Annotated in this window: 18 protein-coding genes and 1 pseudogene; 4 read left to right on the forward strand and 15 right to left on the reverse strand. The window is 35.4% G+C overall.

Going from position 1 to position 26,588, the window contains the following annotated elements:
* Positions 1–194 precede the first annotated feature (194 nt).
* The 4 genes from B0M43_RS19940 to rhaT all read right to left on the reverse strand — a co-directional run bounded on the left by B0M43_RS19940 (position 195) and on the right by rhaT (position 6,345).
* The gene (locus tag B0M43_RS19940; RefSeq protein WP_078007904.1) at positions 195–1,556 is read right to left on the reverse strand and encodes an FGGY-family carbohydrate kinase; all 1,362 of its coding nucleotides are present in this window, start codon (positions 1,554–1,556) and stop codon (positions 195–197) included.
* A 104-nt stretch (positions 1,557–1,660) separates the two neighbouring features.
* A complete protein-coding gene (locus B0M43_RS19945; RefSeq protein ID WP_065448992.1) occupies positions 1,661–2,935 on the reverse strand; it encodes a TIM barrel protein in 1,275 nt (424 codons plus the stop codon).
* Between the two features lie 194 nt (positions 2,936–3,129).
* A complete protein-coding gene (locus B0M43_RS19950) occupies positions 3,130–5,271 on the reverse strand; it encodes a bifunctional aldolase/short-chain dehydrogenase (RefSeq protein WP_078007905.1) in 2,142 nt (713 codons plus the stop codon).
* 24 nt (positions 5,272–5,295) lie between these two features.
* On the reverse strand, positions 5,296–6,345 hold the full coding sequence (gene rhaT / locus B0M43_RS19955) for an L-rhamnose/proton symporter RhaT (RefSeq protein WP_078007906.1): 1,050 nt from the start codon (positions 6,343–6,345) through the stop codon (positions 5,296–5,298).
* 388 nt (positions 6,346–6,733) lie between these two features.
* Between rhaT and B0M43_RS19960 the strand changes: the two genes are divergently transcribed.
* The gene (locus B0M43_RS19960; protein WP_065448995.1) at positions 6,734–7,774 is read left to right on the forward strand and encodes a GntR family transcriptional regulator; all 1,041 of its coding nucleotides are present in this window, start codon (positions 6,734–6,736) and stop codon (positions 7,772–7,774) included.
* Between the two features lie 526 nt (positions 7,775–8,300).
* Here the strand turns inward: B0M43_RS19960 and B0M43_RS19965 are convergent.
* From B0M43_RS19965 to B0M43_RS19980, 3 genes are all read right to left on the reverse strand, one after another.
* Positions 8,301–8,648, reverse strand: a complete 348-nt coding sequence (locus tag B0M43_RS19965; RefSeq protein WP_123921823.1) for a hypothetical protein — start codon at positions 8,646–8,648, stop codon at positions 8,301–8,303.
* A gap of 17 nt (positions 8,649–8,665) precedes the next feature.
* The gene (locus tag B0M43_RS19970; RefSeq protein WP_123921824.1) at positions 8,666–8,914 is read right to left on the reverse strand and encodes a hypothetical protein; all 249 of its coding nucleotides are present in this window, start codon (positions 8,912–8,914) and stop codon (positions 8,666–8,668) included.
* A gap of 275 nt (positions 8,915–9,189) precedes the next feature.
* The gene (locus tag B0M43_RS19980) at positions 9,190–9,543 is read right to left on the reverse strand and encodes a hypothetical protein (RefSeq protein WP_123921825.1); all 354 of its coding nucleotides are present in this window, start codon (positions 9,541–9,543) and stop codon (positions 9,190–9,192) included.
* Between the two features lie 397 nt (positions 9,544–9,940).
* On the opposite strand from B0M43_RS19980, the gene B0M43_RS19985 reads away from it, so the two are divergent.
* Entirely contained in the window at positions 9,941–10,318 is a 378-nt protein-coding gene (locus tag B0M43_RS19985) for a hypothetical protein (protein ID WP_078007910.1), read from the forward strand.
* A gap of 125 nt (positions 10,319–10,443) precedes the next feature.
* Positions 10,444–10,902, forward strand: a pseudogene (locus B0M43_RS19990) (transposase); the annotation flags it as partial.
* A gap of 259 nt (positions 10,903–11,161) precedes the next feature.
* Here the strand turns inward: B0M43_RS19990 and B0M43_RS19995 are convergent.
* From B0M43_RS19995 to B0M43_RS20005, 3 genes are all read right to left on the reverse strand, one after another.
* The gene (locus tag B0M43_RS19995) at positions 11,162–13,015 is read right to left on the reverse strand and encodes a rhamnogalacturonan lyase (protein WP_078007912.1); all 1,854 of its coding nucleotides are present in this window, start codon (positions 13,013–13,015) and stop codon (positions 11,162–11,164) included.
* A gap of 217 nt (positions 13,016–13,232) precedes the next feature.
* Complete coding sequence (locus B0M43_RS20000) at positions 13,233–15,359, reverse strand: hypothetical protein (RefSeq protein WP_078007914.1); 2,127 nt, start codon at positions 15,357–15,359, stop codon at positions 13,233–13,235.
* Positions 15,360–15,824: 465 nt separating this feature from the next.
* Positions 15,825–19,235 carry a DUF4450 domain-containing protein gene (locus B0M43_RS20005; protein ID WP_078007915.1) on the reverse strand — a complete coding sequence of 1,137 codons (3,411 nt, stop codon included), beginning with the start codon at positions 19,233–19,235 and terminating at the stop codon, positions 15,825–15,827.
* A gap of 547 nt (positions 19,236–19,782) precedes the next feature.
* Here B0M43_RS20005 and B0M43_RS20010 point away from each other — a divergent pair.
* Positions 19,783–21,282: a rhamnogalacturonan acetylesterase gene (locus B0M43_RS20010; protein WP_078007916.1), complete on the forward strand. Its 1,500-nt coding sequence runs from the start codon at positions 19,783–19,785 to the stop codon at positions 21,280–21,282.
* A 168-nt stretch (positions 21,283–21,450) separates the two neighbouring features.
* Here the strand turns inward: B0M43_RS20010 and B0M43_RS20015 are convergent, their stop codons facing one another.
* The 5 genes from B0M43_RS20015 to B0M43_RS20035 form a co-directional block, all read right to left on the reverse strand.
* Positions 21,451–21,627 carry a histone H1 gene (locus tag B0M43_RS20015; protein ID WP_055095391.1) on the reverse strand — a complete coding sequence of 59 codons (177 nt, stop codon included), beginning with the start codon at positions 21,625–21,627 and terminating at the stop codon, positions 21,451–21,453.
* A 318-nt stretch (positions 21,628–21,945) separates the two neighbouring features.
* The gene (locus B0M43_RS20020) at positions 21,946–23,274 is read right to left on the reverse strand and encodes a glycoside hydrolase family 28 protein (RefSeq protein ID WP_078007917.1); all 1,329 of its coding nucleotides are present in this window, start codon (positions 23,272–23,274) and stop codon (positions 21,946–21,948) included.
* 322 nt (positions 23,275–23,596) lie between these two features.
* Entirely contained in the window at positions 23,597–24,886 is a 1,290-nt protein-coding gene (locus B0M43_RS20025) for a DUF4861 domain-containing protein (RefSeq protein ID WP_078007918.1), read from the reverse strand.
* Positions 24,887–24,923: 37 nt separating this feature from the next.
* The gene (gene rhaM / locus B0M43_RS20030; protein WP_078007919.1) at positions 24,924–25,253 is read right to left on the reverse strand and encodes an L-rhamnose mutarotase; all 330 of its coding nucleotides are present in this window, start codon (positions 25,251–25,253) and stop codon (positions 24,924–24,926) included.
* A gap of 159 nt (positions 25,254–25,412) precedes the next feature.
* Positions 25,413–26,483: a glycoside hydrolase family protein gene (locus tag B0M43_RS20035; protein WP_078007920.1), complete on the reverse strand. Its 1,071-nt coding sequence runs from the start codon at positions 26,481–26,483 to the stop codon at positions 25,413–25,415.
* Positions 26,484–26,588: the final 105 nt, after the last annotated feature.

Here is a 26,588-nt window from a genome sequence, read left to right on the forward strand (position 1 = left end):
AAAGATCTCCACAAGTTGCTCTACAAAGATTGGCAATTTTGTTTGCCGAGCTACTTGTGGAGATTCCTCGTTCCTCGGAATGACAAAACTAAACTTAATAACAAAAAAACTTTTAAATCCTTTAATCTATAAACTATTATTTTTCACAGATCGAGCAGATTTTTAATTTTTAATTCTAAATTTTTAATTAAACATCAATGCTTGTAAAACTTCAAATCAATCAAATCATTCTGGATCGGTTTCGGATTCCAGTTTTGATGAATCGCCAATGCAGCTCCCAAAGCACTTGCCTGCGCCATCGAAGCCGCAAAAACTTCGATATCCGGATAAGCTTCGGCCAGTAAATTCATAAAAATTGAATTTTTACTAAATCCTCCATCCACAAAAATCTTTTTTACAGGACTGTTATGAATGACCAAATTAGTCGAAAAAAACTGTTGTTCAACGAGATCGAGCATCAATTGATGATATGCAATTTCATAAGTCTTAAAATTACTCAAATCTCTTTTTTGAAACGGACATTCTTTTAGAATATCAAAATCATATTTCTTTGGATAAATAATCTGAAAATTTAAAGCTCTTAAATTCGAAACTATCTTTTTATCAAAATAAACCTCTTTATACGTATCCAACGGAACTTTAAAATGTGCTGCTAATCTTTTGGTTTGCACTTCATGTTCATTGCCTGAAAACAGACGCGCTGCTTTTACAGGCTTTTCTGTGTATTGCATGTAACACAAACAATCGTGCTGCAGTTCATCAAAAGTCAATTGTTTATTATTGAACGGATTCAGGGAAATACTCCAGGTTCCTGTTGATAATAAAACAAAAGGTTCTGTGAAATTGATAGTATACGGAATAATAGCCGATGAACTGTCATGTAAACCAACTCCAATGGACAATCCGTCTTTTTGTTTTATAATGTCTTTTCCGTAATGAAGCGGTGGAATTTTATCTGAAATATCTTCATTTTTAAGCCATTTATGATACTTCATCTTTTTAAAATTCCAAAGATTGGTATGGCATCCAATACTTGTAATGTCAGAATAAGCTTCATTCGTTAAAAGAAAACTCAAATACTGCGGTAAATGCAAACAGTATTTTACCTGATCGAATAATTCCGGTTTTTCTTCTTTGAGCCTGTAAATCTGCATTCCGGAATTCAGACTTCCCAATACGGGCGAAGCTGTTTTTACTGCAAAAGTTTCTTTTCCCTTGTATTTATTGTAAAAGTCATTTTTTAACTCCTCCGGATACTCTTTTAAGTAGTTATAGAGAGGAGTTAAAACTTTTCCTTTTTCATCAATATAAACAAAACTAGCACCATAAGTACTAAAATTGATGGCTTTTAAAACGTAATCCGTTAGGTTTTTAATTTCTGCCAATCGATCGAATATCCAGTTTTTAAGTACTTCGATATCTTCGCAGGGAAAACCATCTTCATCTACGGTTTCCTCAAGATTTACTGATTTTTCCCAGACAATTTTATAATTTTCATCAAATAAAAATACTTTCTTGTTTGTTTTACCAATGTCAAAAATTGCAACTACATTCATTTAATTATAAGTTATGAGTTTTGAATTATGAGTTATGAGTTAGTTTTTGTTTTATAAAAAACTGCAATAGAGTATTACTATAACTCAAAACTCATAATTCATAATTACAATCCTGTTGCCAATGTTTTTAATCCTCTTTCACCAATTAGATTTTTTCTAACAGAAAGGCTTCTGTACAATTCCACCGGATTTAATGCTGCGCCTGAACGTAAACGAGCTTCGGCAACCAATGCACGAACATCTGTACGGAAAGCGTCCTGAAGAATTTCCTGTGCTTTTACAACATCATTTTCTTCCTGTGCTTTTTCTAATGCTTTTCTGTCTACCAAAAGGGCCTGGGCATATGCAATCATAATGGCTTCTACCGATTGTAATAAATCTTCTAAAGGATCTTTTATGTTGTGAGAAGCATCGATCATCCAACCTAAATCTTTGGCGTGATTCATGCCGCGAGCGTCCATTCCTTCTACTAATTCATTAAAAATCAAGAATAATTGATATGGTTTTAAAGCTCCGGCCGTTAAATCGTCATCTCCATATTTTGAATCATTAAAGTGAAAACCTCCCAGTTTTTCTTCCATCAATAATAAAGAAACGATTTGCTCGATATTGGCATTTGGCAAATGATGTCCTAAATCGACCAAAGTTTGTGCTTTGTCTCCTAACTTTTTTACATACGAATACGATTGTCCCCAATCTGCTACTGTTGTCGAATAAAAATTAGGTTCTGCACATTTGTATTCTAAGAATAATTTCCAGTTTGAAGGCAATGCATCGTAGATTTCTTCTAAACTTTCTAATGTATTTTGGTAGGCTTTTCTAAAGTTTAATTGTCCCGGAAAAGAAGATCCGTCTGCTAACCAAATCGTTAGTGATTCTGATCCTAATTCGATTCCGTGTTGGATAACTTCTATATTATGAGCAATTGCTTGTTTGCGAACTGCTTTGTTTACGTTTTGTAATGATCCAAATTTATACGAATTGTCCTGACCTGCCTGATCCTGAAAGGTATTCGAATTCATGGCATCAAATCTTAAATGGTGCTGTGCAGCAAGACTTTTTATGGCTTTATAATCCTGTGGAATATCCCACGGAATATGTAAAGAAATCGCTCCTGAAGCATTGTTTAAAGCATGAAGCAAACCAACATCTTCGATTTTTTCTTCGATAGAACGTGGTTCCCCGCCTCCTGCAAAACGACCAAAACGTGTTCCTCCTGTTCCTAAAGCCCAGGATGGAATCGCGATTTGAAAATCGATCAATTTTTGAATAATAGATTCTGTATCACCAATTTCTGATACTGTAAAGGCAAATTTATTTTGATGTTTTTTTAATAAATCGTCGTTGTGAGATGCGATATTGTTTGATCCGATTAACATATTATTTTATCTTTTAATAGAGATTACAATATATAAATTAAATAAATTGTACTCTGGTTTAACTTTACTTTTGTATGCTATTTGCTCATTTTTGCAGGCAGTTATGTCTAAAAAAATCTAACGTCCGAATGCTATCGAACGTTAGATCACAAAAAACCACTTTTGCTTTAAACAAACTTAAAAACTTAAACAATCTATCTGTAAAAGCCCATTGATACTCCGCCGTCTACATTCAGCGCGTTTCCTGTTGATTTGTCCAGTAAACCGCCAACGAATGCGAAACAAGCGTTTGCAATATCATCCGGCAATATAATTTCATTTAGTAACGTACGCTTTGCATAATATGCCGGTAACTCGGCAACCGTTATACCGTATGCTTTTGCACGGCCTTCTGCCCAACCGCCAGACCAAATGTTAGAATCTGAGATTACGGCATCAGGATTTACGGTGTTCACACGAATTTTATCGGCACCTAATTCAGCTGCCATCAAACGGGTTAAATGCGCCTGAGCTGCTTTGGCCGAACCATAACCCGGATTATTTGGACCCGCAACCACTGCATTTTTAGATACAATGTTTACGATATCTCCGCCAAATCCTTGTTTGCGCATGACTTCGATTCCGGCTTTTGAAACAATAAATTGTCCTTTTACCAAAATGTCATACAATCTGTCCCACTCTTCAAGCGTATGTTCTGCAATAGATTTAGAAATACTAATTCCGGCATTGTTCACTATAATATCTGCGCCTCCAAAAGCTAATGAAGCTTCGTCTAATGCTTTTTCTGTACTTTTTTCGTCGGTTACATTTAGTAATGTACTTGCTACGGCATCTTTACCAAATAACTTGATAAACTCAGCTGTAGCTTGTTCTAAACGTTCTTCGTTGATATCGTTGATGACCACACAGGCACCTTCCTGTGCAAACTTTTTGGCAATTGCCTTACCAATTCCGCCGGCAGAACCTGTAATTACAGCTACTCTTCCTGAAAGTGCTTTTGGTTTTGGCATACGCTGCAGTTTTGCTTCTTCAAGCAACCAATATTCAATATCAAAAGCTTCCTGATGTGGCAGCGAAGTATATTCTGAAACTGCTTCAGCACCTTTCATTACATTTACTGCATTAATATAATATTCTGATGCCAAACGCGCCATTGTTTTATCTTTGGCAAACGTAAACATACCTACGCCAGGATATAAAATCACGACCGTATTTGGGTCACGCATTGCAGGCGAATTCGACTTTTTGCAAGTATTGTAATAGTCCTTGTACATGGCGCGATACGCTTCAAAAGCAGGTGTTAATTTTGCTTTGATCGCCTCAACATCTGATAAATCTTCGTTTGGTTCCAATGTTAAAACCAAAGGACTGATTTTGGTACGTAAAAAGTGATCCGGACAAGAAGTTCCAAGCGGAGCCAATTTTGATAAATCATTAGAATTAATGAATTCCAGAACTCTTGCATCATCTGTATAATGCCCAATCATTTGACGTTCTGATGAACAGAAACCTCTAAGAATTGGTGCTACTTTTGCTGCTTTTAATTTACGATCAGCCTCAGGAAGACTGTCTATTTTTTTACCTCCAAAAACAGCGCGTTTTTTTCCGTAGTTACTTTCTAAATATTCAGCACATTTCTCGATTACCTCAAGTGTGTTTACATAACTTTCGTAAGCAGTATCTCCCCAGGTAAACAAACCGTGAGAACCTAACATGATACCGCGTAATTTTTTCCCTTTTTTCTCAGCTTCTTCCAAACAGCTTCTTAACTGAAGCCCCAAGTCAAAACCAGGACGCTGCCATCCTACCCAGCCAATTTCGCCGTCGAATAATTCCTCGGTAATTTTAGCACCGTCTTTGGCAGCAGCGATTGCAATTGCCGCATCAGGATGTAAGTGATCGATATGTTTGAAAGGTAAAAAACCATGCAAAGGCGTATCTATAGAAGGCGCTTTTGAAGCCAAATCGAAAATACAGTGATTGAATAATTCGACCATTTCGTCTTCAAACTCAATTCCTCTGTACACATTTTCAAGATTACGAAGACGGTCCAGATAAAGTGCCGCACAACCCGATTTTGTAAGTGTACCAATGTCTCCACCAGAACCTTTAATCCACATTACTTCAGAGGTTTCTCCGGTTAACGGATCTTTATCGGTAATTTTTACTGACGTGTTTCCTCCACCATAGTTTGTCAATCTTAAATCGGCTCCTAATAAATTAGATCGATAAATGAAAAGCGCTACTTCATCTGTTGCCAATGCTGCTGCCTTAGCGTCATCCCAAAGATAGCTTACATGCTTAAAAGTCATATTGTTTATATTTATATTCGACATTGTTGTTATGTTATGTTTGTATGTTTATAATGAATTTCCAATTCCAACCAATACAATTGAAAGCATGATCAGTGCAATTCCCCAACCAAAAGTTCTAAGGGTTCTCTTAGAAACTCCCGACCATTCTTTAAGATAAAATCCCCAGAAATTTGCGGTCAGGATAATGGTTGCCATATGCAAAATCCACGAACTTGCCCCGTTTCCTAATTTGCTTTCTCCCATTCCGTAAAAGAAAAATTGTAAAAACCACATCGTTCCTGCAATACCCGAAAAAAGTACGTTTCTGGCAATTGGCGTTTTAGTATTGGTATAATCTGAGAAAGTTTTATTTTTAAAGTTAAGGTACATGCACCAAATGAAATTGGTAGTAAGGCCACCCCACATCAAAACGATATACGTCACGTTGTTTTGAAATAACGGGTTACAGCCATAATTTACTGCGGTTTCTGCCATTGGCTTTCCAGCTTCGATTCCGTAATTAAAAAACGAACTCAGAATTCCCGAAATAACGGCGATAATCAAACCTTTTACTAAACTAAACTCCTTGTCTTTGTCCTCGTGTCCTGTTGCAAAATCTTTTTCTTTTAAGATTCCTGCTTTTCCCGAAATGGCAATACCTATAAGGCAAACTAAAACTCCTGCCAGAACAAGACGTCCGCCCGGATTTGAAAGCATATCGGTAAACGAAATTTTACCTTCTGTTGGATATAAATCGTAATAAACTGAAGGAACCAAGGCACCAAAAGCAGAACAAAACCCAAGGATAATAGAGTTTCCTAAAGACATTCCTAAATAGCGAACTCCCAAGCCGTAGGTTAATCCTCCAACTCCCCAAATTAATCCCATCAAAAAGGTGAACGCTTTTATGGTTGGCGATGCTGTTACAATAATGTCAACAAAATTTGGAATCGTTAAATACGCTGCAATGGGTGGTACTATAAGCCAGGAGAAAAATCCTCCCACGATCCAGTAGCTTTCCCAAGCCCAATCTTTTACTTTTTTAAATGGCATATAAAAACTACCTGAAGAAAATCCTCCGATAGAATGAAAAATGATTCCTAATAATGATTCCATTAATAATTTAGTTTTTGGTTAATTTGATAGTTAAATTGGTTTTGTAAAATAATAGAATGTAAAAAAGAAAACTGTCCTGTACTATCCTTTATAGTTTTGTTATTTATGTTAAAACTGAAGATTATTACAAACAACTGCCCGATATTATTGGAAATATAAATTTAAAATTTCTATTTTAGCAATCGATTTCGTAATTATTATATCCTCAATTTGCCTTAAACATACAAATCAGCAAAAACATACAACAACCCTTATTTAATTTGAAAGCTTTTGTGAGAAAAGTACCGGACTGAATTATTTTACCTTTTAGACTAAATTTTTTTTCACGCCAATTATAACTCAAAATTAAATCGTAACTTATTGCTGCATAATTTACAAGACTTACAAAATGATTAAATTAATTAAAATAGATGAAGAGTCCAGGATTCCTAAATACAAGCAAATTGTAGATTCGATCCTGCAAAATATTGCCAACGGAAATTTAAAAATAAATCAAAAAATACCCTCTATAAATAGCTTTAGCGAAGAGTTTTATATGTCCAGAGATACTGTCGAAAAGGCGTATAACATTCTAAAAGAGCGAAAAATCATTTCTTCGATAAGAGGAAAAGGATATTACATTACCCGAACAAAACTGGAATCTAAAGTAAATGTGCTATTTGTTTTAAATAAGTTAAGTGCGTACAAAATGAAAACGTACAACTCTTTTATAAATACTATTGGAGCAAATGCGCATACGGATCTGCATATTTACCATTGTGACGAAACTTTGTTTTTGAACTTACTGGATAAATTTGAAGGTGCTTATGATTATTATGTTATTACAACACACTTTAAAACAGATGAGTTAAAACACCTGAGTTTTACAGATGAAGTTGCAAAAGCGATCCAGAGAATTCCGGAAGAAAAACTGGTTTTAATGGATAATATTAAAATTGGAATGGAGGGCGAAATCATTAAAATATATCAGGATTTTGAAAATGATATTTATAACGCTCTGAAAGAAGGATTGGCCAAAATAGCAAAATACGAAAAACTAATTCTTGTATATCCTGACAAAGCGGTTTATCCGTATCCGCGCCGTATCTTGCACGGATTCAGAAAATTTTGTGTAGAGCATGAAATCAATTTTGAAATTCTAAGCGAAGTCTACGACGATATGATCCTTAAAAAAGGGGATTTATTTATTACCATCGAAGAATCGGATTTGGTGAATTTAATGAAACAAATTCGAGATGAAAAATTTACTCTTGGTAAGGATATTGGCGTGATTTCGTATAACGATACGCCTTTGAAAGAGTTATTGGGAATAACGGTGATGTCTACCGATTTTAATGTAATGGGAGAAACTGCTGCCCGAATGATTTTGAATAAAGAAAAAGGACCAGTGAAGGTGCCTTTTAATTTTATTGATCGAAATTCTATTTAGTTTTTTTACCACTAAGACGCTAAGGCGCAAAGTTTTTTTATAGAGTTAAGATTTTAAAGTAGAAAGCTTCAGGGAAATCTGAGGCTTTTTTTGTTGAAATAATCAGAAGAATTTTATCAAATTTAATTATAAATTCGTCTAACCTTTTGGGTGCAGTCTAAGAGACATTTGCGCAGCTTTTCATGAGAACACTTCGGGGAGCGGGGATTTCAAAAACTGTGGAATTTTCGAGTGAAGCATCGAAGGTATCGGTTGGAATGTGTACATATTACAGTAGTACGGGGAGGTAATTTGATGTTTAAATCGTGGAATTTTGTACCAAAATAGCCGATACAGGAAGGAGGTGGGTCGTGGATTTTGATTACAATTACTTTTGGCTTCTTATAGCTGAAACAGGCGAATTTACGTACGGAATTCAGTCTTTTGGTACGTTTTACATAGTTATAATTGACGTTATAAAACCATAAGCCACTCCGTTATGGAATGGCTTTGATTTATTTATACAAATCTGTAAAAATTATAAATATTACTTTTTAAAAAATTCAACAGCATCAATCAATTCAACATCTTTTTGATAAGAATTGACAGCTCCAAATCGTAATTTAGTATCCGTTAAAATCTCAATTAAGTGTTTTTCCTTAAATTTAGTATTTACCAAAATTAAAGTATCTCCAGAAAGAGTGTAACTATTATAAACTATTTTCTTACCATTTTCTAATCTTGAAATAATGTTTTTATTGATTTCAAGAATTATGGAAGACTGTTTTTTATCTATAGTCTGCCAATTTCCAATTAATTTTTCTCTAGTAAAAGCTTCTTTTTTCTGACATGAAAAAAAACTTATCAAAACTACAAACAACATTTTTATAGACATATTCTTAATATTTTAAATTATTCTTCTTTTTCTCCCTCTTCATCAACTTCCCATTCCCAATCAACATCATTTCTTTTTTTAAGTTTAATATTTATATCCGTTCCTTTATTAGCTTTTCTATTTTTTTCTAATCGCTTAATAATATCATTAATAAACTTTTTTGCTCCTTTATTACCCGCATTCTTCCCGCTTATTCCAAAACAACCGTACGAACCAACCAGACGAGTTTTACCATCTCTTGTAAAATTTCCTCCTACATGAATCATTACACCCCGCTCTTCGAAGTGTTCCTTATTCGCGCTGCGCAAATGTCTCTGACTTTGCGCCATTTTAAACAAATGTAATTGAAAAACAAAAAACTCTGAAAGTCTCCGACTTTAATACTGAATTTAATATAAATTATATAGCATTAAAGATTTTGGATCTAAAACATTTACTATTGGATTATCAACTTTTTCAATTTCTAATAATCCTGAATCATTAACGTTGAGATATTTGCGCAACTTTTCATGAGGACACTTCGGAGAGCTGGAGTATTTTTTTATTTATAGGTTTTACCATCACACTCAAAATTAAAACTTAAAATAGTGTTTGTTTTATGTATGCTAAAAATAAGTTCGCCTTTCTTTTTAATAATAGTGTCTCCAATTTGAATGTGTTCTTTATATTTCGCCCACCATAAATCACTTCTTTTTGAATTACAATCACAATCTTTTTTTGTAATTGGATTAGTTCCTCCATAGTCAAACCTTTCATCTGTATCACTAGGAATTTTTTTTACAATCAAAAGACACTCATCAATTCTTCGATTTTCAGCCGAAGAGTCACAATCATTAGCTGAACCGCAAGACACTAAATTTAAACACACGCAAAATAAAATGACATACTTCTTCATTATCAATATTTTTTTTTAATAATCTTCTTGTTTTGTTAATTCTATAATTAGCTCCTGTACTTGATTTAAAATTACCTCCCGCTCTCCGAAGTGTTCCTTATTCGCGTTGCGCAAATGTCTCTGAATTTGCGACATTTTAAACAAATGTAATTGAAAAACAAAAAACACACTACAAAATCACAGATATCTGAAAGCCTTTCAATAAGCTTTCCGGAAACAAGAATCATTAAATTTTAATTAGTATCATACTAACCTCACAAACTATTTAACTAATAGATGATTACTAAGAAAAAAATAAGTTTAGGTACGTATTGCGGATAACTAAATAGAATCATATCTATATTTTTGCCCAAAATCCACAATAAAGGATTCAAAACCCTAAAATAACTAAAAAACTATGTCTGATTTTTTAAAACAATTTGGAGAAGATCTAAAAAAAAATGTACCCGGTTTTATCGCAGTTTCTGTAGCTGAAATCAAAAGCGGAATGTCATATTATTCACAATCTGTAGTAAGCGATTTCGATCCTGAATTAGCTTCTGCATTTAATCTTGAAGTGGTTAAAGCAAAAATGAATGCGATAAAAGCACTAAATATGCAAGGACAAAGTGTTGATAATATCATGATTACTCTTACTTCTCAAATTCATATTATTGATGTATCTGATAATGGGGAGTATTTTATTTACTTAGCCGTAGATTCTACCAAAGCTAATTTAGGTATGACAAAATCTATCCTTAATAAATACAAAAAAGAAATAGCAGAAAAATTGTAATTGCATTTTATATAAATTGTAAAAAGAGAATATTCGTTTTGAATATTCTCTTTTTTATTTATGCTCTTTCTTTGTATGCGTAATTCATTTATCTATATTTATTCGGTAAAAGAAAATAGCACTAAATGGAATTGCGAGAGTACTTCGAAAAATACCCAAATGAAGAAATCTGTATTGAAGAATTAAAAAGCAAACGTTTACAGAATGGATTGATTTGCAAAAAATGCCAGCATAATGTACATTCCTTTAGAAAATCTGATTTAAAATTTCAATGTAAAAAATGTAAAAACAGAATTGGTCTGAGATCCGGAACAGTGATGGAAAACTCCAATTTACCCATTAAATACTGGATGATCTGCATCGAATTAATGACACTCTCTAAACGAAAATTCTCCATTTTACAAATTCAATATTTGTTGGGTCATAAACGCTATGAACCCATTTGGTTAATGGTTCATAAAATTCGTCTCGTCATGCAAAAAAGAGATGAAAAATATACTCTAAGAGCCTACACCGAATTTGATCCTGAATTTCTTAGCGAAATTGGGAAACTCACAACCGCCAAAAATAAACAATCAGATAATATTGAAATTTAATTGAAGACATGCGAAAGCCTCTTTCAAACCTTTGGCTAAAGCCAAATTGTATCACTTCTTTTTTTTGTTTTATAGGGATTATCATTTAATTTGTAACACAAAAAAGTGATGTATTAATTCACCCAAAAAAGTCCTTTAAAAGCTTCTTTAACATTTTATTCTAATCTAATCTCTAAAATGCATCTTCTGCTTGCTTTAAATGATAAAGTTATCGTTATTAAAAATTGATACCACCGAATAGTACCACCTAATTCTCCTGAAATTTAACCAGTACAATATTCGGTTTTGGTGCAGGTTTCATACCTGTTCCCATATAAAAACTGGTATGTGGCGGCTGATTATATCCCACATTTTGCCATGCAACGCTCAACCTGTATTGTGGATCGTGCATCAAAGTATATTGTCTTATTTCGGTTGGAATTGTAGTCGAATAAACTCTAAGTTCTGAATTATCTTCAGATCTTAAAATTAATTCTTCACGCCAATCTCCTAAAATATCTGCCGAAAGTGCCGGCGTAGATTTTGTACCATTGTTTGATGCCGCGCCTGTTGCAGTAAATAATCGGCCTGCGTTGTATTTATCTATGTAATTTGAGTTGAGTAATTCTCTTGAAGAATCCCCATCCCAATAAATTAAAAAATTGATAGAACTTGGTGCTTTTCCTATTTCATTTCCTTTCATGTCATGCAAAAAAGGAGATCCAGACCACCAGCATTGCGCGCCTTTTCGGGTTGGATCTATATTGTCTGCAACTCCACGCCCAACATCTTCGTTTATAGAACCGGTAAACAACACTTTTCCGTCAGCGGCAGAAAACAAAGTTACACCCGGCCCTGTAGTTCCGTTTTCTATTTCGTGAATTCCAAAAACTTCCAAGCCGGGAACATCAAGATCAAGATCTGAAACGTGAAGTGCATCTCCGTGTCTAAAACCTGTTGTATACAAACCTTTTCCGTCATCATCTATACACATCGATCCGTAGATAATTTCGTCTTTTCCGTCGTTATCCACATCTGCAACCGTTAGTCCGTGATTTCCCATTCCGGAATAGGGATTCTCGGCATCTTTACTATCAAAAGCCCATCTTGAAGTCAGTTTTTTATCTTTAAAATCCCAGGCTGCCAAAACAGTTCTTCCGTAATAACCACGGCACATAACCACACTTGGATGAACGCCGTCAAGATAAGCAATGCAAGCTGTAAAACGATCAATTCTGTTTCCTTTAGTATCATTTCCTCCGCTGCCGCCATGTCCGCCCCAACCGGCAAGATCACCGCGTTCCGGAATATAATCGGTCGTGGTAATTAGCTTTCCGGTTCTTCCGTCAAAAACAGAAAGGTATTCAGGGCCTTTTAGAATTTTACCCAAAATAGGCGAATTGGGGTCGCGTTCTACCCAATCTTTTGAAGCATCTCCAACCACATTATTCTGGCTGTCGGTAGTGCCGTCGGCAGTTTTACAAACAAATTCTGAAATTCCGTCACCATCTAAATCGTATACCATAAACTGGGTATAATGTGCGCCTTCGCGAATGTTTTTTCCGAGATTAATCTGCCATAAAAATTTACCGTCTAAGGTATAGGCCTGAAATATGGGTGGATCTGTAATTCCGGTATGTGAGTTATCGTGCGCTTTTCCAGTCATGTGCACGATCAAGTCGTATCTTCCGTCTCCGTCTAAATCCCCCACCGAAAGATCATTTGGGATATATCCTTCAACCGGTTTTAGTTTAATAGATAAATAATCTTTATCCGGGCTTTGGGAAGGAATCGTAAAACTTCCTTTTGCATCGGTTTCTTTTCCTTTAAAAACTGTTTTTACAAACCAGGTATTTTCTTCCTGACTATTGGCTTTTGAGTCTATAAAATTCGTTGCACCCAGAATAGGTTTGTTGTTAAGTTTAATAGCTTTTCTAGTACCACTTTTTCGATATAAATTAAAAGCAATATTATCAGAATCAGTTCCTAAAACTCTCCATCCTATAAAAAACTGACCTTTGTCTTTTACAGCAATAACGCCACGATCGAGGTTTTCCATTTGCCTTTGAGCGAATGAAACTAAAGTTGATAAAAGAAATAATAGTAAAATTTTATTCTTCATGATTGGTGTTTTTTATGGTTAGTTATTGGCCACGGATTGAACGGGTTTTAGCTGGTTTGCACTGATTTTTTTAAAATCTCTCGCAAAGACGCAGAGGCGCAAAGTTTGTTTTATAAGTTTATTACTTTGCGACTTTGTGGAGAATTTAAGCTCAAAAAAATTAAATAAAAAACCTCCGACAATCCGTTCAAACCCGTCTAACCCGTGGCCCATCAAATCAAAACATCTTTTTAAATCCTTCGCTTTGTATTTTCCAGGTTCCGTCTTTTGGGAAACCCGGATTTGGTTCTGTACTTCCGTCCCAACCGGCGCACATCATAGCAACAGCCGTTAGCAATCCTCCGTTTCCTGGCAGGTAAAGCGTTAATCTTTCTGCCTGATAATTGTGTCCGTTTTTCAAATAAGTATTAGTCGTTACATTCATAAACAAGGCTTCAACAGCTTTTTCGGGCATTTGCAAACGCGCTGCCGACATGGCTGTCATTGGGAAATCCCATCCCCATGTTTTATCCCACGACCACGTTTTCCAAACCAGATCGAAAGTATTTTTCATGATTTTTTTATCTAAAAGCGATGTTTCCGGAAGCATCCCGAAAGTTCCTAATACAGACGGATGATCTGTTTTGAATTCCGGATTGGTATAGGAATCTTTGGCACTTTCTGTGGCCAGATATACCTGATCTAAAATGGGTAACGGAGAAAGTTTCGCCAAAACCGCTTCCCATTTTTCAGGTACTGTTTGATTTAGCTTCTTTTTCCATGCGATTGCCGTTTTCAATGCCCAGTTCCAATACGCTAATTCATAAGTTGGATTGAAAGTTTCCATTGCTTTAAAACGTTCCTGTGCAGGAATAACACCAGGTCCTAAAACATAATGATCTGTTTTGCTGTCGTAATGGGCAAAAGAAGCCATGAAATCTGCGGTTGCAAAAACACGCTCGCTATATAAATTTAAAGTTGCTGTGGTAGGTTTGGCACGATAAATCAATTCAGCATAGGTAATAAAATGTGGCTGTTGCCAAATCAAAAACGAACCTACAGATGATGGACTTTCATTCCCGTCTGCATCAACCATTTTCTGCCATCTTGCACCTTCAAAACCTTGCCTTTTGGCGATATTTTTGGCTTTATCAAAGACTTTCTGATACCACGGTAAACTTTTCTCTAGTAACTCAGGTCTGTTCCAGAGTGCAAAGTGAACACCGTGCCACCAATGCATTTCTAAATGCGGTTTTCCGTACCAACTATTGTACGTTAAACCTGTTTCCTGAGGCGGTACTTTTCCTGTACATTGCACTTTGGTCAAATATTGTGACAGGATTACCCGGCGCTCTAATTCTTTGGCTCGCGGATCTGTACTGCCTGAAAAATCTACGGCAGCGCCACTTTTCCAGAATTGTTCCCAACCTTTTATACTGCTGTTTTCAATATCTGTAAAAGAAGAATTTGGTATTTTTTTATCTGCTAAAGCAAAAAGACAGCTTAATTCTAAAGTATTAGTATTGGATGCTTCGATCACAAAATAATGATCTGCAGTTTTTTTAATCTGTGCATTTCCTTTCCAACTCAAATTTACGTTATATGAAATACTGTCCATTACGTGAGTTACAATAGCTTCAGTTTTCGATTTTTCTAGAAGAATACTTTTATAATCCTGCTTGCCTTCGTATTTTGTTCCCATATCTGCCCAATCTCCTGTAGGAAACGGAATTCTTAAACTAATTTTTAAGCGTTTTTGCTGTAATAAATCTGATTTTACTTTTACACCAATGGCATCTTTTTCCTGATGCGAAGCCGTAAGAACTGTTACGGGAATTCCTTCTACTTCAAAATAACTTTCTATTTCCCCTGTCCATAAATTTAGTTTTTGGGCAATCGATTTAATATCTTCGGGTTTTGCCGGAGTTCCGTCTTTTTTTGTAATCTCAAAACCTAAATTTCCCAATTGCAATAAATGCGGATTCTGACGAAACCAATTCACCGCTTCGACTTTTCTGGCTGGTTCCTTTATCTGAACCGTGTACGAAATATCCCTGCCGTATTGCTTGTAATCTCTCAGGGTTTCTGAAAATTTATAATTATTGGTGTTTTTATAACTGTCCCAACCCCACTCTGATTGTGTTCCTAACGGAATTCCGTGTTGATATTTTTTAGGGAAAGTCTGCAAACCGGTAGCGTCAACAGTAAAAGCAAAAGCACCATTACCAACTGTGAGCGAAGCCAAAGTATCTATAGCCGTAATTTGTACATTATGCCTTGTTACTAATGCTTTTCTATCAATTTTCTGTTGGGCCGACAATGAAATCGAGAATAATGATATAATTATTAATAGATGTTTTTTCATTTGGTTAGGTTTATAGTTTCAGGTTGAAATAAAAAAATTAACCGCAAAGCACGCAAGTTTTTTATCTCTAATATTTGTTAAAAAATAAGTTCGCAAAGCTTTATCAATACAAAGCTTTGCGAACTTTGCTTTGTCATAAATCACGCAAGCATAAAAAGCTTTGCTCCCGATAGCTATCGGGATTGCGGTAAAATTTTAAGCGGTTTCATATTTTTATTTTAATAGGTTATCCAATTTTCTTATTGGCTTGATTTATATGTCGTCCCTACGGGACTAAAATGATAGTAGCTATAAATGTTTCTACAAATATATCGCTCCTCTGGAGCTTAAAATTTCTATTTCAAAATCTAAAATCCAAAATCTATGTTCTACAATCTATGTTCTACAATCTATATTCTAAAATCTATATTCTAAAATCTACACTCTTTACTCTATACTCTATACTCTATATTCTAAAATCTAAAATCACCTGACCAAAGTCAAACCCATCAAACCAATCACCACATCATTGGCAATGGTTTTTAAAGTCAGGTTTTTTAATGTTTTATTTTTATCTAATGGTAAATCTAAAATCGTTCCTGCACCGCCATCGACTCCATAACTCGTGAATCCTTTTATGCTTTTAAAATCTTTGAAATATCTCGAAATTTCTCCGGTTTTAAAATAAACTCTTGGCGGTTTTGGCGCATCGGTTGTGAAAGCTAAACCATCAATAAAATAATCCTGCTCGATAGGCCACCAGTTTTCGGGATTTTTTAGAGGCAGAATTTCCGAAGTTCCATCCGTATAATTAATGGTAATTTCTCCGTTTGTGATGCGACTTTGCATTGGGTTTGTAGTTCCTGCGAGCATGAAATAGGCGTGTGAAGCTTTTCCGTTTAAGGGAATATTAATGCTTTCAGGAAAATTATCCCACATGGAGGTGAAGATAATATTTTTTTGATTTTCATCAGAAGGCGTTTGAAACGGAATTCCGTTTGGAGTTGTAATCTGCCCGTTTGTTTTTGCTTTTTCGCGTAAACCTTTGTCATCGATTTTTACGGAAATATTCGGATAACACCAATTCCCTACTCCTTGTTTGGGTAATTGTAAAGTCACCGTTTGAGGTCTTGGGGACAAATATTCATAATTGAAAATATCCGTCACTTTTGAGTTAAAAAATGATGCTAACGAAATTGTTTCTGCACGTTTGGATTTATCCAATGGCGCATCCCAGTTTGTAAACTCGTTAAGAGATTTATTAACTGATTTTACATTTACATGAATGGGTTTCCACCAGGATAATTCTCCTTGTCTCAATTCTACAAAAAAGAGTTTATCACCTGCCAAATTCACTTTTGCCTTGAGCGAATTTTCTGTTTTGGAAATTTCACTTAAAACTAATTGCGGATCGTAAACTGATATTATTTTAGCTTTAGAAGTTTTCAATTCTACTATTTCATTTGCAGTATAATTTTCTTTTGAAGTTACTTCTTCTATCAAATCGCCTTTCCATTTAATGGTAATTTCATAAGAGGTATTATAAGGAACTTCGATACTGATTTTTGGATTTCCGATGTTTTCCGGAACTGATTTCCATGAAACTGAATTTCCGTTAACAGTAATATTTTCTACAGTTTCATAAGACGAATTCAAAACCAGATTTAAATTCATTTTAGCCGAAAACTGGTTTTTGATCTGGTATTTTTCCTCTTTATTTTCTCTTTTAAAATCAATTGAAATGTCCGGAATTTGCAAAGAAGCTTCATTCCATTTTTGAGGAAATCCGGGTTTGATGGTTAAAACCTCAGCCAAAGCATCCGGCTGAATTCCAAAAAGTCCTTCGACCAAAGTTCGTGAAGCCATACCAATTGGGTCAGCAAAATCGCGGTACAATTCGCCACGCATGGCATCCTGATACAAAAGCTGCTCGAAACCTCCGGGCGAAGCTCCTAAATACATACTTTCTACCAGAGCACTTTCCCACATTGTAAAAGCTTTTTCTGATTGTCCGCCTTGCCAAAACGCCAAAGAGGTATGCAATTGTTCGGCTAAAGCCACATTATTTGTCGACCATGTGTAAGGCTGCCAGTTGGTGGTACTAATAACATAAAGGTCTTTTTTATCCAATCCTTCTGCCGAAATTGGAATGTGCGGAATCTGATTGTTGACATAATCCAGCATTTGATAACTCTCGAAAGGATTCGATAATTCTGAATCAATCGTGTGGTAAATACTCCAGATTCCTGGTGTATCGTGCAATAATCTGTTTCCTAAAGCATCTTTATATTCGGCAAAAATTCCTTTATTGGCTACCCAAAGCTGACTGTTTGTTGCTTTTAGAATTTTATCAGCTTCTTTGGTAAAAGGGTTTTCATCTTGCTGAATTTTCTTTGCAATCTGAGCAACCGTTTTGTTCGCGTAATAATTATACGCCGAAGAATGAATGACTCCGCCCCCGCTATATTGCAAGGCATCACTTGCCCAAATTGAAGCATATGCATCGTATAATCCGTCTCCGTCAGGATCGAAATTTCTTTTTTCCCAGTTTAAATGTCTCTGGATTGTGGGCCACATTTCTTTTATAAATGCCGTATCACCTGTCCATTTAAAATGTCTGAGCATCTGATCTATAAAAACCAGATTCATATCATAATGATGTGCGACGTTATTCTTATTCGGACTTCTGCTGATATATCCGCTACTGAACATCGAAGTTCCTATTTCTTCTTTTTGGCGGGCTAAATTTCTTTCTTCATCCAACACAATCGGGCCACTTTCCGGACTTGTCACCTGCGAATTGCTGTAACTGGTAAAATGCGTTTTTGCCCTGTCATGCCAGCCCAAAGGATCTGCTGTATAAGCACCTCGCCAGGCATTTAGATACATTCTCCAGGCAATGGCACCATGAAGATAGGCTGGACTTTCCCAAATTCCGTCGGCAGCGATTGCAAGTGCAGATCCTAAAGTATTGATGTAAGGATCCGGAGTCGAAACCTTGACTCTATTAGCCAAAAGCTGTGTTTGCTGAACTGACTTTTCGTAAAGTTGAGCTATATTTTTCTGGTTGTAATTTGTTTTAGAATCTTCTGCCAAAAACAACCAATAATCACCTTTTTCTGTAATTGATTTTATTTTTCCTGTAATGAGACTCAACGATTCCGGATTTGAATTGTAAAGTTCTAATGGAGTTTTCTGAGACTTTGCATTGGCCAAATGTGTTACAGATTCCGGAAAAAATCCAGTAAGCTTTTTATTGTTTCCTGTTTTTTGTTTATTGCTTTCTGAACCATATTCTAACAGGAAAGATTCTTTTTTGATCGTGTACTTATTATTGCTACAATAATCTGGCTGTAGATAAAAAACCGATTCAGGATCAGCGCCAATATCGCCATCACGACTAAACTTTTTTCCAGTTGCTCCGCCAAAAGCCCAAATTAAGCTGCAATTTTTAGATACGTTTTTACCGTATACTTTTACAATAAAACCTTCACTTTCTTTTAAAGCGACGACATCTATAAATAATTTTCCGTTTCCTAAAATCGGGTCTTCAATGGTATAATGCATTGTGCCTAAAACATATCGGGTATCAATTTTTGAAGTTTCAGTAATCCATTTGCTTTCGTTTCCGTTTACGATACCTAATTTAAAATTCCCTCCCATACCCGGCATATACATTGCAAACTCAGGCAAATCGCCTGTTTCTACCCTAAATCCTGTATTAGAACCGTACAACGCTCGGTTGAATTTTCGGGTGCCATTTTTTAAAACAAAACTATTTCCCTCCGGCGCGTAGTGTATTTTGCGTGGTGTTTTATTTTCTTGTCCAAACGTAACGAGTGAACACATTAGAAATAAAGCTGCCAGGATTTGAATAGATTGTTTTTTAATTTTCATAGCGTTGTAAAAAATGAATTATCCTTAAATTCGGATAATAAAATTATTCTGTTCTAATTTTATGAATGCTGTAACGTGGATGCAATTTCTTTGTTTTTTAGTGGTATAGTATCCTGTACCTACCTGATTTTTGCAATATAATATTTTATAATATTCTTATTTTTTAACATCATAGTACAGGATACTTTATAAAAACAGAACTACTAGTTTTGAAATAACATCAAATTAACTATGCTATAAAAAAGTTTCAGGTTTCAGGTTTCAGGTTTCCTGATAAGGCTTTCGTTTCGCTTAGCCTGAAAATGTAAATGATTTTTACCGCAAAGAGCGCTAAGGTTTACGCTAAGTTCGCAAGGTTTTTGTTTTGTATTTCGCTTTGCTTTGAGGTCACTAAGGGATTGCGAAAAAAGTACGCAGATGAAACGAGTGGCTTGAAATTAAAAATTAAAACTTCATTGATAGCGAAGTCTAACTTTTGTTTAGTCTTTTTGAGTTACGATTATTAAAACCTATTAAACAATTACTTTAAAACAAAATATCATATTTCATGAAATCAATTAAACTACTTTCTTTTTTATCTCTGGCTTTCCTTTTTTTCAATTTCACTTTAAAACAAGAAAATAAGCCAACTGTTTTTATGGTGGGCGATTCTACTGTAAAAAATGGTAAAGGCGATGGCTCCGGCGGACTTTGGGGATGGGGCGATTATATTGGGCAATTTTTAGATACTACAAAACTCAATATCGAAAATCATGCTTTGGGTGGTACAAGCAGCCGAACTTTTCAGGATAAAGGCTTGTGGATTGCGGTTTTAAATAAACTCAAAAAAGGAGATTACGTCCTGATTCAGTTTGGGCATAATGATGATGGCCCGGTAAACGACAGTCTTCGTGCCCGCGGAACGATCAAAGGAATCGGAAACGAAACTCGGGAAATTGATAATATCCTGACCAAAAAACATGAAATTGTTCATAGCTACGGCTGGTACATTAAAAAGGTAATTCGTGAGGCAAAATCAAAAGGAGCGATTCCTATTGTTTGCTCTCCTATTCCGCGAAACGACTGGAAAGAAGGGAAAGTGCCCCGTAACAATACATCATATGGTTTATGGGCCAAACAAATTGCAAAAAAAGAGAAAGTGACTTTTATCGATTTGAATGATAAAATGGCTCTGGAAATGGAAAAACTGGGCGAACAAAAAGTAACGGGAACTTACTTTTATAAAAAAGACCATACGCATACCTCAGCAAAAGGTGCGGTACTTTCTGCTTCACTAATTATTGATCAACTAAAAGAAAGTAAAAACTCTTTGAAAAATTACATTTTAAAAGATCCAAAAATTGTACTTCCTGCCAAAAAGAAGGTGTATTTGATTGGAGACTCTACAATGGCCAACAATAATGGTGATCAAAATGCCGTGGGTTGGGGAGTTCCGTTTCCTGCGTATTGCGATACAACCAGAATTGAAGTGATTAACAAAGCCAGAGGCGGCAGAAGTACCCGAACTTTTGATCATGAAGGCCTTTGGAATGAAGTTAAAGAACAATTACAGCCCGGGGATTATATAATGATTCAGTTTGGGCATAATGATGCCGGGGCTATTGATAAGGAAAAATTTAGAGGTTCTCTTAAAGGAAATGGCGACGAAACACAGGAAGTTACCCTTGCAGATGGATCTAAAGAAATTGTACACACTTTTGGGTGGTACATGAACAAATTTATTCGGGAAGCCAAAGAAAAAGGCGCTATACCTATTGTTTTAAGCCAAACGCCAAGAAATGAATGGCCAAACGATAAAGTAGAACGAAGAAGTGATACGTACGGAAATTGGTCGAAAGAAGCAGCCGAAAAGGAAAAAGTATTCTATATCGATTTGAATGAAATAGTTGCCCTAAAATACGAAGCTTTAGGCAAAGAAAAAGTAAAAGCCTTTTTCCCGAAAGATCATACGCACACCGGTGCAGAAGGTGCTAATCTCAATGCATTGACCGTAGCGGAAAGCATTAAAAAATTAAAAGACTGTGGGCTTAGGGACTATGTGTTATGAGTTATGTGTTATGAGTTATGGGTTATGGGTTATGGGTTATGGGTTATGGGTTGCTTGACAATTTTTATTCATTCATAACTTCTAACTTCTAACCTCTAACCTCAAATTTATCCCATAAAAAAAACCTCGTTTAATTGCTTAAACGAGGTTTTATTTTGAATAAAAATATTATTTTTTTGATTCTTCGATAGAAACTTTTCTAAACTCTTTTAAAAGTTTTTCAATTTCTAAAGTAGCTTTACGAGCTCTTGGTCCAGCAGCTTTAACACCTTTTTCTGTTAAAGATTCAGCTTCTGCTCTAAATGTGTCAATTTCGGCGTTGATTTTTACTAATAGATCTTTCATGCTTATAATGATTAAATTAAGCCGCAAAAATAAAAGTTTGATTGATAGTTACAACATATTTCACGTTAAAATTATCAGTGTTTTTCAGGGTTCCCGTTAACATTAAATTTACCTCGCTTTTTTTTGCGAACCACACAAGAACCAAACAACTACTAATCAACCACTTATTTTATCAACTATAAAAAGAGATGCTTACACGAGGTCTGTAAAATGACTGAAAATAATTTGTTATTTTTTATCTCAATTACAAAAAACGACACAAAAATTTAACATTTTGCTCCATATCGATCTGAATTTTGTTGAGAATTTGAGGAAAAACTACTCAACCAACTGTTTATTCACGTAAACATTTTTAAAATTTACTCCATTTATAATGCTTTTATCAATATCAGTTTTAGTTGCCTCAATGTTTAAATTTTCAAATACAAAATTCGATAAACGAACATTTGGATCATTTTCTACTCCGTAAAAAGTATCACATTTAAGATCAATATTTTTTAAAGTAATATGATCTCCGTAAGACAATGGAACATCAGGACGGCCTTTTAAATCAAAAAATTGTTTCCATGCAAAAACAGCCAGACAGGTTTTGGCTTCACCCTTGATATCTTCTACTCTTATGTATTCATATCGCTGTGGTGTGTCGGGTCTCATTTTTAGCCACAATAATCTCGAAGCACCTTCTATTTTACAATTACGCATGATTACGTTTTTGTTGTGAATAGATTCGCTTCCGTTTGTTAGCGCAGAATGACAGAATCCAAAATTGCAGTCTTCGATGATAATATTGGCATTAGGTCCGTTATTTTTATCCTGATCGGCATACGGTCCTTTTCCTCCTTTTAAGGCAATTGCATCATCATTAACAGATAAGTAACAGCCTTTTACTAAAAAATTAGTGCAAATATCAATGTCGATCGCATCTGTACTTGGGGCTTTTGAGCTAATGTGAGGAGAAAAAATATAAAGATCAAGCAGTTTTACATTATTACATTTATAAAAATGATTCGTCCAGAAACCAGAATTTATTAATCTTACATCCTGAAGCTGCACGTTATTAGAGTTCCATATAAAAACCAATCGCGGTCTTGAAACTTCGAGATTGGTGCATTTTGGATTTTCTTTGCGTCGCGCCCAAAAAGCATCCCAATATTTTTTGCCATTTCCGTTAATAGTTCCTTTTCCCGAAATCGAAAAATTATCGACTCCGTATGCATTGACCAAAGCGGGGAAATAATCCAGATTTTGGCCTTCCATTCTCGATGGCATTATTGGGAAATCGGCAATATTATCAGAACCTTTTAAAACTCCGCCTTCTGAAACGTATAATGTAGTTTTAGGTTTAAAAAACAATGCCCCACTTAAGTAAACTCCTTTTGGGATAATAATAACTCCACCGCCATTTGCAGCGGCTTTATCGATTACCTTCTGAATGGCAACGGTTTGAATTTTGGTACTGTCCTTTCCTACTCCAAAATCTGTAATCGTGTATTTTTTGCCCAGATCTTTCAACTGAATTTTAGAATAATCCTTAAACCAATTGGTGATTTCGCTTCCATCCGGAAATGTATCATTTGCGTAATGCTGCGCAAAGGATGTATGTGAAAGCCCTATGATGCAGATTAAAATTTTAAAAATATTTTTCATTTTGGTTATGTGTTAGTATTAGTTTATTTTTTTTTAATGAGTGTAGCCAAAGTTTCCACAATCTTGTCATCCTGACGGATGAAGGATCGCACTCGAAACTCTGCAAAGATTAGCGATTTACTTTGTCGAGTTTCTTGCGGAGATCCCTCGTTCCTCGGGATGACAAACTGAACGGTTAACAATCTTTGTCGAGTTTCGAGTGTGATCTCTCGTTCCTCGAGATGACAAAATGAACGCGTATTCTTTGTCGATTTAGCAACGCAGATCCCTCGTTCCTCGGGATGACAACATTGCGGTTAATTTATCAATTTACTACATAATCTTACTTCACCTCAACCTTAATTTTAGCCGAAAGCTGCTTGGCTAAAGTCGTGACGTAATTGGTAAAATACTTCGAATCTTTAAAATTACTATCTGCGCTTAATTCCCAGCCCGCTATCGGATAATAACTCACTTGCTGATTGTTTTTTGCAGAAAGTTTTATCAAATAGGAATCTGTTAGTTTTCCTGTTTTTGGCGCTTCGATATAACCTTTATAAACCGCTTTTGGAACAATTACAGCAGTTCCCAGAATCCATTGGCGTTCGTAGGTTAGTTTATCATGTAATATGAAACATACAAAATCTCCGGCATTAATTACCTGCAAAGGGTTTTGATTGTTAAGGTTAGAATATGCAATTACAAGCGTCTCTTTTCCTTTTAAACCATTAACCGAAATAGTATTTTTATAACCGTACATTCCTGGCCAGATTGATGCAGTTTCCTGTGCCTGATATTTATTTCCTGATGCTTCCCAATTTTGATAGTTATAGCTTAAAACAGAATTTACGGGACCTTCACTTACAATTTTAAATGTTGTTTTCTCGATATTGTTTATTGTATCGCTGCCAATAATTCCTAGTCTGTTGATTTTATTATCAATCAATAAAGCAAAACCTCCCAGTCCGGCTGAATTTCCGACAGGGAAAATATCTCTTCCCCAATCGTACATCACGTGATAATTGTCTTCAACAGCTCCTTTACTGTTTATTCCAACATCTTCTGGTGTAATGGCAGGTATTTTTTTTCCGAAAACATCTTTTGAATTTCTTCCGTCCAGATAATGCCTGAAACCTACTTTGTCATTTTCCCAGCTTGGGCCGTCGGTTTGGTATTTTTGGTAACCTAATTTTTTATGCACTTGGTTGGCCATCAAAACTTCATCTGTGGCGGGATGAACAGGCAGATTTTTAGCTTCTCTTTTTCCGAATCTTGCACTCGTTTTTATTGGAAATTTAGGATCTGTATCTGACCAGCTTAAGGTTGCTGTTTTAACTTCTTTTGGAGCAAAATCTGTTACTATAAAAAGTTCGTCCCATTTTCCGTCGCCATCCAAATCATTAACCTGTGCCGGAATTGTATCTTTTTTATATATTAAAACAGGATAAGTTCCTGTTTGGTTATTTACAGACAGTTGATTTCTTTTTATCGAAATAGCTTTTTGAGGCACTTCTATAGTAGAGGTGTTTTTTAAAACAATGGTATTTCCGTTTGATTTTTTCTGCGCATTACAGTTCGCAAAAATTAATACTGATAATGCAAAGGGCGCGTAAAATTTTATAGTATTTTTCATTCTTTTTTTATTTTTATTTGGGGAACAATTTAGTCATTTAATCCAAATGAAAAACCTCTTTTAACACAATAGTTTTTGGCGAATTATCTGCATTTGTTTCCATTATATCTCCCATATAGCTCCACCATTTTTTTACAATGGGATGATTGGGTAAAAAAGTCGTATCAAAATCTTTACTGATTTTTTGAACAGCAAAAAGTGTTAAGGTTGTTTCGTCTAAAAAAATACTATAATCCTGAATTCCGCTTTCTGAAAGTAAAGTTTGTAATTCAGGCCAGATTGTATCGTGACGTAATTTATATTCGGCTTCAAAACCCGGTTTTAATTTCATCGTAAAAGCATTTCTTACTTTTGTATTATTTTCCATTTTTTCTAATGATTTTTGTTTTTTTTTGTTGGGCGTAATTTTTTAAACACATAGATACATAGGTTTTGCATTGTCTCAAAAAGGCGTTTCACTTGTTTCAATTCAAATAGATTACCACTTTTAACTTTGCCGCTTTGTTCCTCTGTACCTCAGCACCTTTTAAACTATTTTAAAAATAAAGGCCGAAGCCGTTTCGTATCTCCCTCCTTGCGAAGCGGTAAATAAGTAAGTTGGTTTCCCGTTTTGAAACAATAACTGCGGACGTTCTACCCTTCCATACCGATTCAAATGTTTGGGTGCTTCGGGCTGATTGATATATTTATTTAAGGGCTGATAGGCAATTTGGGGTTTACTCCAGTTTTTTCCGTCATCAGAATCCATGTACAATCCGTAATCGATTCCGAAAACGCCCATATCTCTTGCCAGCATTTTGAATTTTTTATTTTCATACCAAACAAAAGCATCTTCGCATTGTTTGTTGTCTCCCAGTTTAGAAAAATCAATAACCGGATTATGCTCGTATTTTTTATAAGGCCCGTGAAGGGATTTAGCTATCGCCAATCCGTATTTTCTGTTGCCTTTTACGGGAAACTTTGGATGTTCGTAATTTTCTGTATCCAATGATTTATAATACAGCCAATATTCTCCGTTTGGATGTTTTAAAAACGAAGGATTTGTGGTTAAAAGATCATCCCATTCGCCTTCTTTTCCCGGAAGCAATAATGGTTGATCTGGTCTTTGCCAGGGTCCGAAAAGAGAATCTGCAGTGGCTAAACCAATTCGTTTGGTATTCATTTTTCCGTTGGAATTTCCCATAAAAAACAACGCATATTTTCCGTCTACAAAATGAATGCTTGGATTATGACAAGTTGTGGCATCCCAAAAACCTTCGCCTCGCGGTGCTAAAATTGTACTTACATATTCATATGGTCCTTCGGGATTGTTGGCAACTGCGTGTGCAATCTCAGAACTGTTGATCCATCCGCTCATTCCTTTTGCTTTGGGCCATCTGGAAAAAAACACATGAATTTTGCCATCGGGACCTTCTATTGGGCTGTTGCACCAAACATAATAATCTTCGAATTCTAAAGCGCGTCCAACTGGTCGAAGTCTTTTTTCGAAATCAGAAAGCTTTGGATCATCCCATAAAGTAATGGCTTTCGCCGAAAATGGAAGACACAGCGCCATAACAGCGAGAGAATTTCCGATTATAAATTGTCTTCTATTCATTTTTTTTTTGAATTTAAGATTCGCTACTCTTTTGGTAAACGCATTTTTGTCATCCCGAGGAACGAGGGATCTTCACAAGAAACTCGATAAAGTAAGTTAACAATC

It is taken from the genome of Flavobacterium sp. KBS0721, from assembly GCF_002007065.3.
Classification (GTDB): Bacteria; Bacteroidota; Bacteroidia; order Flavobacteriales; family Flavobacteriaceae; genus Flavobacterium; species Flavobacterium piscis.

Coding starts and splice junctions, on each gene's coding strand:
- B0M43_RS19940 (WP_078007904.1), bottom strand. CDS start 1,556: ATGAATGTAGTTGCAATTTTTGACATTGGTAAAACAAACAAGAAAGTA.
- B0M43_RS19945 (WP_065448992.1), bottom strand. CDS start 2,935: ATGTTAATCGGATCAAACAATATCGCATCTCACAACGACGATTTATTA.
- B0M43_RS19950 (WP_078007905.1), bottom strand. CDS start 5,271: ATGTCGAATATAAATATAAACAATATGACTTTTAAGCATGTAAGCTAT.
- rhaT (WP_078007906.1), bottom strand. CDS start 6,345: ATGGAATCATTATTAGGAATCATTTTTCATTCTATCGGAGGATTTTCT.
- B0M43_RS19960 (WP_065448995.1), top strand. CDS start 6,734: ATGATTAAATTAATTAAAATAGATGAAGAGTCCAGGATTCCTAAATAC.
- B0M43_RS19965 (WP_123921823.1), bottom strand. CDS start 8,648: ATGTCTATAAAAATGTTGTTTGTAGTTTTGATAAGTTTTTTTTCATGT.
- B0M43_RS19970 (WP_123921824.1), bottom strand. CDS start 8,914: ATGATTCATGTAGGAGGAAATTTTACAAGAGATGGTAAAACTCGTCTG.
- B0M43_RS19980 (WP_123921825.1), bottom strand. CDS start 9,543: ATGAAGAAGTATGTCATTTTATTTTGCGTGTGTTTAAATTTAGTGTCT.
- B0M43_RS19985 (WP_078007910.1), top strand. CDS start 9,941: ATGTCTGATTTTTTAAAACAATTTGGAGAAGATCTAAAAAAAAATGTA.
- B0M43_RS19995 (WP_078007912.1), bottom strand. CDS start 13,015: ATGAAGAATAAAATTTTACTATTATTTCTTTTATCAACTTTAGTTTCA.
- B0M43_RS20000 (WP_078007914.1), bottom strand. CDS start 15,359: ATGAAAAAACATCTATTAATAATTATATCATTATTCTCGATTTCATTG.
- B0M43_RS20005 (WP_078007915.1), bottom strand. CDS start 19,235: ATGAAAATTAAAAAACAATCTATTCAAATCCTGGCAGCTTTATTTCTA.
- B0M43_RS20010 (WP_078007916.1), top strand. CDS start 19,783: ATGAAATCAATTAAACTACTTTCTTTTTTATCTCTGGCTTTCCTTTTT.
- B0M43_RS20015 (WP_055095391.1), bottom strand. CDS start 21,627: ATGAAAGATCTATTAGTAAAAATCAACGCCGAAATTGACACATTTAGA.
- B0M43_RS20020 (WP_078007917.1), bottom strand. CDS start 23,274: ATGAAAAATATTTTTAAAATTTTAATCTGCATCATAGGGCTTTCACAT.
- B0M43_RS20025 (WP_078007918.1), bottom strand. CDS start 24,886: ATGAAAAATACTATAAAATTTTACGCGCCCTTTGCATTATCAGTATTA.
- rhaM (WP_078007919.1), bottom strand. CDS start 25,253: ATGGAAAATAATACAAAAGTAAGAAATGCTTTTACGATGAAATTAAAA.
- B0M43_RS20035 (WP_078007920.1), bottom strand. CDS start 26,483: ATGAATAGAAGACAATTTATAATCGGAAATTCTCTCGCTGTTATGGCG.